We start from the raw sequence: 6,272 nt of genomic DNA on the forward strand, positions 1-6,272 counted from the left end.
CGACGCGGAGCGGCTGGACGGCACCGTCACCGAAGTGCGGCTGCGGCAAGCGGTCATCGCTGCCATTCTCCACGTCAACAACGAACTGCGCGACTGGAAGCTGGAGCAGATTGCCGCCGGCTATGCCTCGCTGGCGGCAGTGCCGGCGGACCGCGTTGACCGTGAAAGCGTCCTCATTGCCCGTTATCGGCGCGCCGTGTACTGCTGGGCCAAGGCCGATCTCACCGAGAGATATCGCGACTTCGACAGCACGGCGTCTTCCTTGTCCGACAAGAAAATGATGGAAGCGCTGGACAACGCCCCATCCGAGCAACGCCGTAACGCCCATTGGGCCATTGCCGACATCATTGGCCGCTCTCACATGACGGTCGATCTGATCTGATGCAGGTACGCGCCCAACAGCATGACACGCTGGACGCACTGTGCTGGCGCCACCTGGGCGCCACTGCCAACGTGGTCGAGGCGGCGCTCGAACTGAATCCCGGCCTGGCCGACCGGGGGACGATCCTACCGCACGGCCTTCTGGTCAACCTGCCGGAACCTACCGCAACCCCTACTAAAACCGCCCAGGTCGTCAATCTCTGGGACTAAAAACGGAGCAATATCCTATGGCAGAACCCAGCACCACCACCCTGGTCGTCACCAGCGCCGCCGGCATCGGCCTGTCAACGCTGTTCCCTGGCATTGACGGCAATGCGCTGATTGGCGCTTTCGCCGGCGCCACGCTGGTGGCGATCTCCAGCAAAAACCTGCCGGTCCTGCAACGCCTGGCGTACATGGTCATTTCCCTGGCGATTGGCTACCTGGCAGCACCCGAGGTCATCAGCAATACGCCCTTGAAGCAATCGGGCGTGGCCGCCTTCTTCGCGTCGGCGGCGGCCATTGCGCTGACGCTGCACGGCATCGACCTGATTAAAACCATCGAGCTGCCGGCGTGGCTGCGCAAGGGAGGCGACCATGACTAAAACGCTGACCTTGCTGGCACTGCTTTCCTACACCAGCACCTGCGTGCGGCTGCTGTGCTACCGGCGCGGCCTGGCGAATCACCGCTTGCACATCTCCCTGGTGGCCTGGCTGCTGATTGTTGCCACCGGCACCAGCGCCTTGGAGATCCTGCTGGGTCTTGGTCGCGTCTCTTTCGGCGAAGCCGGCATCGCCTTCACTTTGTGTTACCTGGTGCACCGCGCCCAGGGCAACGTCGCCAACATCATCAGGGGTATCGAATGACAATAACCACACCATTGACCGAGCATTTCACGCTGGAAGAATTTACGCGTAGCGACAAGGCCCGGTCCCTCTCTATCGACAACAGGCCGGCGCCGGCCATCGTAGCCAACCTACGACGCCTGGCGAAATTTAACGAGCTGGTGCGCCTGGAGCTGAGCGGTGCATCAATCATCATTTCCAGCGGCTACCGCTGCCAGGCATTGAACCGTGCCGTCGGCGGCGCGGGCAATAGCGCCCACCTGATTGGGCTGGCGTGCGACTTTACGGCGCCGGCGTTTGGTGTGCCGATGGAGATCTGTCAGGCGCTGGAAAAATCCTATCTGCAATTCGACCAACTGATCTATGAGCGGGTCGGCGGCGCCGTGTGGGTTCATCTGGGGATTGCGGTCGAGGGCAAGACGCCGCGCCGCCAGGTGCTGACGATCGACAACCGCGGCACGCGGGTCGGCCTATGGAATTGATCGCCAAGAGCCTGATATCGGCCTTGGCAGTCGGCGCGCTGTGCCTGGTGATTTACGTCCAGCGTGACAGTTTGACCGTTGCCAAGGAACGCGCCGAGACGGCAGAACAGATCACACGCGACCGCGACGGCACCATCAAGACCTTGACGGACGCGGCGGCCAGGAACAGACAAGCCACCGCCAAGCTGCAAGCCGCCCGCGACAGCATCGCCGCCACCCTCACCGAACGAGAAAATCTCATTGAAAGCCTATTACATGACGATCCAACGATACGCAGCTGGTTTGACACTGCTTTGCCTGACGCTGTTGCCCGCCTGCGGGAGCATCCGGCCGCCACCGGCGCCGACGCTTACAGTCAACGCCTGCCCGGCGATCACCCGTTGCAAGCTGCCGGCGGCGGCGCCCAGGACTAATGGCGCCTTGCTTCTCGCCCTGGAGCGCGCAGAGGCTGCGTGGGGCATGTGTGCGGCCAAGGTAGATGCCGCTGTTGATTGCCAGGAGGATGCCGAGCATGTACAAACCCAAAAGCCTTAGGGCGCACCTAACCGCCGTCAGTGCCGAATTGCAGCAGAATCCCGATAAGCTGCTGATCTTTGCGGAGGGTGGCAACACCGTGGCGACCGGCACCGCTTCACTGTCGTTTGAATATCGGTATAAGCTCAACATCATCATCACCGATTACAGCGGCAGCGAAGATGCCATTATGGTCCCGTTGCTGGCCTGGGTGCAGATGCACCAGCGCGACCTGTTGGACAATGCCGAGCTGCGTAAAACCGGCATCGGCTTTGATGTGGATTACAACAACCACACATCGATAGACCTGGCGATCACGCTGGCGCTGACCGAGACCGTGATAGTAAAACCAGCCGGCGCCGGCCGGCTGGAGGTCATTCACCGCGCCGAGCCGCAACCTACACCGGTCTATACCGACGAATTCTGGCAAGCCTACGCGGGCGCCGCGCTGCTGGCCGAATGGCAGACGCCGGCTAATCCAGAATGAGCGACGATCTATCAACCCTGGAAGCCTGGGCCGGCGCACTGCTGGCCCAGCTCCAACCCGGTCAGCGCCGTGTCGTCACGCGCAGGATTGCTCAGGACTTACGCCGCAGCCAGGCACAACGCATCGCCAGCCAACAGGCGCCGGACGGCGCGCCTTACGCGAAGCGCAAACAGCGCAAGAATCTGCGGGGCAAGAAAGGGAGAATCAAACGGCAGAAGGCCGCCATGTTTGAGAAGCTGCGCAAGACCAAGAATCTACTGACGGAAAATGATGAGAATCAGCTTGCCGTCGGTTTCTTTGGGCGCGTGGCGCGGATTGCCCGCGTGCACCAGGAGGGATTGACGGACAAGGTCGCAAAAAAAGGGCCGAGATATCACTATCCGGCCCGGCCTTTACTTGGTTTCAGCGCTACTGATCAAGCATTAATTCGAGATTCGCTCTTGCGTCACTTGACTTGATTCGCTTCATACTGCACCTGGAGCAATTTCCATCTTGGTAAAAAATCTACGACAATGCGCTCAAATTCCGGTTTCTTGAATACTTCAGAAATTGGCATCAGCGCATGCAGCAAGGTACTAATCGACATGGACAAGGTATGCGGCAAATCTTCTTGAACTGGTTCAAATCGAAGGTCACTAATTTTTCCGGCCTCATCCTGATAAATATGCCGTGTCAATGCGCCTATCGTTGGATGTGCTGCATCGCCAGAGATGCCACGAAAAACCGTATCGTATAGTCCCATCAGCCCCACATCCTTTGCAACGTCCTTTAGGATGTAACCATTCGGTTTTCCGTTTGGGAAATGCGCGTCGACGTCGTCTATCACTCGTTGCAGCGACGCCAACGTAAAAATTGAAAGCTCCTTGGCCGCATCTGGATTGGAACTAAGAGCCTTGGCTACTTGCGACGAATGCTTTTGATGAGATTCAACTAATTTCAAAATAAAACTAGCGTCTTTCCCCACCGCAGAAAGGACAATTGCCGTTTCAGCACAATTTCTGACCAATGTCCGTGCTTCCGAAATCATACCTCGCTCGGTCAATAGAATTGCGCCTTGAAACGATTGGACGGCTCGGCTAAAGAGCAGAGCAGCCGTCAGCTGTTGCTTGTTGTTTTTCAGAGGATGCAGCGTGGTGAGAGCTTGAAAAACCGTTTTATTTAAATCGGCAACTAGTTCAAACCATTCCTTAAAATCAATATGAGATTGATTGATAAAAATATGTAAATCACCAGACAGAAATCCATCTGTTTTAAATGTCATTTTCTTCCCCTTTATAATCTACTGAATTTCATCAACGTTATTCCAGCAGCCTTGACTTGATGAGTCAAAAAAAGTCACATTATGAATTCCAATTTTTACGAATTTACTCAATACGTGCTGTACATATTCTTGATTGTTGTCGCGAACAGATACAGCAACGCGGTCGAGCTTCGCATTTTCTAGTTGCTCCAAAATGTGTTTCTCCTGGTCTCCTATTCCCCATCCATAAATCGTCAATGATTTCCCAAGAGAGGGAATGATTTCACGATAGATACGATGTAAATATGAGGATGATTCAATAGCTTTTCGTTTATGCCCCGACGTACCTTCACAAACGAACAAAGGGACAACACTCCCTTTCTCCCAGGTATCAATTATTGCGTCTAGGAGACCTTTAGATTTCGCAGAACATTTGCTTTCCGTTAAATCGTCTTCTCGGGTAAGAACCAAATTTCCGTGAGGGTAAAAATACAAAGTAACGGCTTTCTCTTTCCCATAAGGTGTCCTGTATTCCTCCCAATCGTCAACAAATTTCCCACTATGGAAACAATCTTTAAATGCATGCTCGTTGTTAGCGTTGCCGTGCATGGCCGCCCAATACAATGTCAAATCATAGTTAAGGGTAACGACCGTTTTAAAATTTTTGAGAAATGATCTTATTGCAGGTAGATGCTGCGCCGCTTCGTCGTATGAAACATGCGTGCATCTAATCGTTGAGATCAAGGCATTGCGTATCTCATTATAGGCAGCATCTACTGGGCCAACTTTAATTTCGAGCGCTTCATTCACCAGCTTCGCGTACCAAAGCCTGCGTAACACGAATTCAAAATCTTCAACTTTGAATTGCTGGAATACTTTAGCCACGCACTCAGTGATAAATCCCAGTTCCTGAGCTTTCGCAAATAATGATTTGTAACTGAAACCATCATGTATGGCGATGCTCGCACCATTTCCCAAAATCAGGCCATCTGTAAAATTTCCTGCTATGTCTGACCATTTCACGATTTCTACCATTGATGCCCCCTAGTTCGCTCAATACCAGTGAACTATCAATAATACTCGCCATCTTCCTTAGAAAAGCTGTGTCAATACATCCGCCGCCCAGTTGGTAATCACCAGTTCTCGGCTGACGCCAGGCTGACCATGTGTGCTGCCGATGCTGTATTTGATATCCAGTCCCATCATCGTAAAGCCGTCAAACACCCGTCGAATGTCGGGATGGTCGTTAATGCTGACCATGACTTTTCCCTTGCAGGCCCGCATGAATTCGGCCATCTGCTCATACTGCTCGATGCCAAAATCCACACCATAGCCCTCTGTCTGCCAATATGGTGGGTCGCAATACTGAAATGTATGTGGCCGGTCGTAACGCCGCATGCATTCCAGCCAAGGCAGGTTTTCGACATACGTACCGGCCAGGCGCAGTCGTGCAGCGCGTAGATTTTCTTCAATCCGGCTCAAGTCGATGGCCGGTCCGGTCGTGGCAGTACCGAAGTGCTGCCCGGTCACCTTGCCGCTGAAGGCATGCTGTTGCAAATAATAGAATCGGGCGGCGCGCTGGATATCGGTCAAGCTCTCCAACCGCGCATCCTGCTGCCATTTGAATAGTTGCCGACTAGTGGTCCACCACTCGAACTGCCGCACGAATTCTTCCATATGGTGCTGGACGACCCGGTACAGGTTGACCAGTTCGCCGTTGATATCGTTGATGACTTCCGTGCGCGCCGGCACTGGCCGCAGGAAATACAGCGCGGCGCCGCCGCAGAACACTTCGACATAACATTCATGCGGCGGAAATAAAGGGATGAGTTTATCGGCCAGGCGGCGCTTGCCACCCATCCAGGGAATAATCGGACTTGCTTGCACGGTCTGCTCCATAGTCAGATGCTCGATGGCATGCTGGTGCGGAGCGCGTGGCTCTCAGGTGGTTCAACGTGCCGCATCGCGGACACTTGATAGAGAGGGCGATGTATTCACCCTCTCCTAATTTTCGGGAACAACTCCCACAACGGATGTCTTGCATTTTGGTATACCTGCGCGAATATGGTAGCCTTCGCCTCGCCTGTACAGGTGGCGCGGCCTAGGCCTTGCTTGCAGCCGTATTCTGCTGGCACGGTGGTGTAGGTAGTGTTAGCGCATTATCTACGTCGCCGCGTTCTTTTTCCAGACCGGCACTGTAGTACGCCACCTCGCAACAAAACATCCCTTTGCAGTCGGTAACGCGGATATCAACCCGCTACCAGGTGCGCCGATTCCGGCAACCCGGCAACATGCAACGCATGACTGCTGACTACTCCGAACTGCTGCGCTTAATCCTGAATCT

General features: G+C 54.6%; 13 protein-coding genes. 9 read left to right on the forward strand and 4 right to left on the reverse strand.

The window, feature by feature from the left end:
• The 9 genes from ABI171_RS06265 to ABI171_RS06305 all read left to right on the forward strand — a co-directional run.
• Positions 1–382 (forward strand): head completion/stabilization protein (locus tag ABI171_RS06265; protein ID WP_348099247.1); only part of this gene is annotated, 382 nt, incomplete at its 5' end.
• Positions 382–591: a tail protein X gene (locus ABI171_RS06270; protein WP_348099248.1), complete on the forward strand. Its 210-nt coding sequence runs from the start codon at positions 382–384 to the stop codon at positions 589–591. The genes ABI171_RS06265 and ABI171_RS06270, both read left to right, overlap by 1 nt.
• A gap of 17 nt (positions 592–608) precedes the next feature.
• A complete protein-coding gene (locus tag ABI171_RS06275; protein ID WP_348099249.1) occupies positions 609–965 on the forward strand; it encodes a putative holin in 357 nt (118 codons plus the stop codon).
• A complete protein-coding gene (locus tag ABI171_RS06280; RefSeq protein WP_348099250.1) occupies positions 958–1,227 on the forward strand; it encodes a phage holin family protein in 270 nt (89 codons plus the stop codon). The genes ABI171_RS06275 and ABI171_RS06280 overlap by 8 nt, the downstream gene beginning before the upstream one ends.
• On the forward strand, positions 1,224–1,688 hold the full coding sequence (locus ABI171_RS06285) for a D-Ala-D-Ala carboxypeptidase family metallohydrolase (protein ID WP_348099251.1): 465 nt from the start codon (positions 1,224–1,226) through the stop codon (positions 1,686–1,688). Before ABI171_RS06280 ends, ABI171_RS06285 begins: the two co-directional genes overlap by 4 nt.
• Entirely contained in the window at positions 1,679–2,101 is a 423-nt protein-coding gene (gene lysB, locus ABI171_RS06290) for an Rz-like lysis system protein LysB (protein ID WP_348099252.1), read from the forward strand. Before ABI171_RS06285 ends, lysB begins: the two co-directional genes overlap by 10 nt.
• On the forward strand, positions 1,995–2,222 hold the full coding sequence (lysC, locus tag ABI171_RS06295; RefSeq protein ID WP_348099253.1) for an Rz1-like lysis system protein LysC: 228 nt from the start codon (positions 1,995–1,997) through the stop codon (positions 2,220–2,222). Before lysB ends, lysC begins: the two co-directional genes overlap by 107 nt.
• Positions 2,200–2,688 carry a phage tail protein gene (locus ABI171_RS06300; RefSeq protein ID WP_348099254.1) on the forward strand — a complete coding sequence of 163 codons (489 nt, stop codon included), beginning with the start codon at positions 2,200–2,202 and terminating at the stop codon, positions 2,686–2,688. Before lysC ends, ABI171_RS06300 begins: the two co-directional genes overlap by 23 nt.
• The gene (locus ABI171_RS06305) at positions 2,685–3,146 is read left to right on the forward strand and encodes a phage virion morphogenesis protein (RefSeq protein WP_348099255.1); all 462 of its coding nucleotides are present in this window, start codon (positions 2,685–2,687) and stop codon (positions 3,144–3,146) included. Before ABI171_RS06300 ends, ABI171_RS06305 begins: the two co-directional genes overlap by 4 nt.
• On the opposite strand, the gene ABI171_RS06310 is transcribed toward ABI171_RS06305, so the two are convergent.
• Genes ABI171_RS06310 through ABI171_RS06325 form a run of 4 tightly spaced genes read right to left on the reverse strand, consistent with a single transcriptional unit; the run spans position 3,134 to position 5,972 of the window.
• Positions 3,134–3,949: a DUF5677 domain-containing protein gene (locus ABI171_RS06310; RefSeq protein ID WP_348099256.1), complete on the reverse strand. Its 816-nt coding sequence runs from the start codon at positions 3,947–3,949 to the stop codon at positions 3,134–3,136. The genes ABI171_RS06305 and ABI171_RS06310 overlap by 13 nt on opposite strands.
• An 18-nt stretch (positions 3,950–3,967) precedes the next feature.
• Positions 3,968–4,963 carry a DUF4917 family protein gene (locus tag ABI171_RS06315; RefSeq protein WP_348099257.1) on the reverse strand — a complete coding sequence of 332 codons (996 nt, stop codon included), beginning with the start codon at positions 4,961–4,963 and terminating at the stop codon, positions 3,968–3,970.
• Positions 4,964–5,020: 57 nt separating this feature from the next.
• Positions 5,021–5,827, reverse strand: coding sequence for a DNA adenine methylase (locus ABI171_RS06320; protein WP_348099258.1), 807 nt, complete (start codon positions 5,825–5,827; stop codon positions 5,021–5,023).
• On the reverse strand, positions 5,760–5,972 hold the full coding sequence (locus tag ABI171_RS06325; RefSeq protein WP_348099259.1) for a Com family DNA-binding transcriptional regulator: 213 nt from the start codon (positions 5,970–5,972) through the stop codon (positions 5,760–5,762). Before ABI171_RS06325 ends, ABI171_RS06320 begins: the two co-directional genes overlap by 68 nt.
• Between the last annotated feature and the right edge of the window lie 300 nt (positions 5,973–6,272).

Source organism: Collimonas sp., from assembly GCF_039923675.1.
In the GTDB taxonomy this organism is placed as follows: Bacteria; Pseudomonadota; Gammaproteobacteria; order Burkholderiales; family Burkholderiaceae_D; genus Collimonas.

What these genes read in the sequence shown, in the direction of transcription:
- ABI171_RS06280 (WP_348099250.1), top strand. Translation starts at nt 958, where the DNA reads ATGACTAAAACGCTGACCTTGCTGGCACTGCTTTCCTACACCAGCACC.
- lysB (WP_348099252.1), top strand. Translation starts at nt 1,679, where the DNA reads ATGGAATTGATCGCCAAGAGCCTGATATCGGCCTTGGCAGTCGGCGCG.
- ABI171_RS06320 (WP_348099258.1), bottom strand. Translation starts at nt 5,827, where the DNA reads ATGGAGCAGACCGTGCAAGCAAGTCCGATTATTCCCTGGATGGGTGGC.
- ABI171_RS06275 (WP_348099249.1), top strand. Translation starts at nt 609, where the DNA reads ATGGCAGAACCCAGCACCACCACCCTGGTCGTCACCAGCGCCGCCGGC.
- ABI171_RS06300 (WP_348099254.1), top strand. Translation starts at nt 2,200, where the DNA reads ATGTACAAACCCAAAAGCCTTAGGGCGCACCTAACCGCCGTCAGTGCC.
- ABI171_RS06315 (WP_348099257.1), bottom strand. Translation starts at nt 4,963, where the DNA reads ATGGTAGAAATCGTGAAATGGTCAGACATAGCAGGAAATTTTACAGAT.
- ABI171_RS06270 (WP_348099248.1), top strand. Translation starts at nt 382, where the DNA reads ATGCAGGTACGCGCCCAACAGCATGACACGCTGGACGCACTGTGCTGG.
- ABI171_RS06285 (WP_348099251.1), top strand. Translation starts at nt 1,224, where the DNA reads ATGACAATAACCACACCATTGACCGAGCATTTCACGCTGGAAGAATTT.
- ABI171_RS06305 (WP_348099255.1), top strand. Translation starts at nt 2,685, where the DNA reads ATGAGCGACGATCTATCAACCCTGGAAGCCTGGGCCGGCGCACTGCTG.
- ABI171_RS06310 (WP_348099256.1), bottom strand. Translation starts at nt 3,949, where the DNA reads ATGACATTTAAAACAGATGGATTTCTGTCTGGTGATTTACATATTTTT.
- ABI171_RS06325 (WP_348099259.1), bottom strand. Translation starts at nt 5,972, where the DNA reads ATGCAAGACATCCGTTGTGGGAGTTGTTCCCGAAAATTAGGAGAGGGT.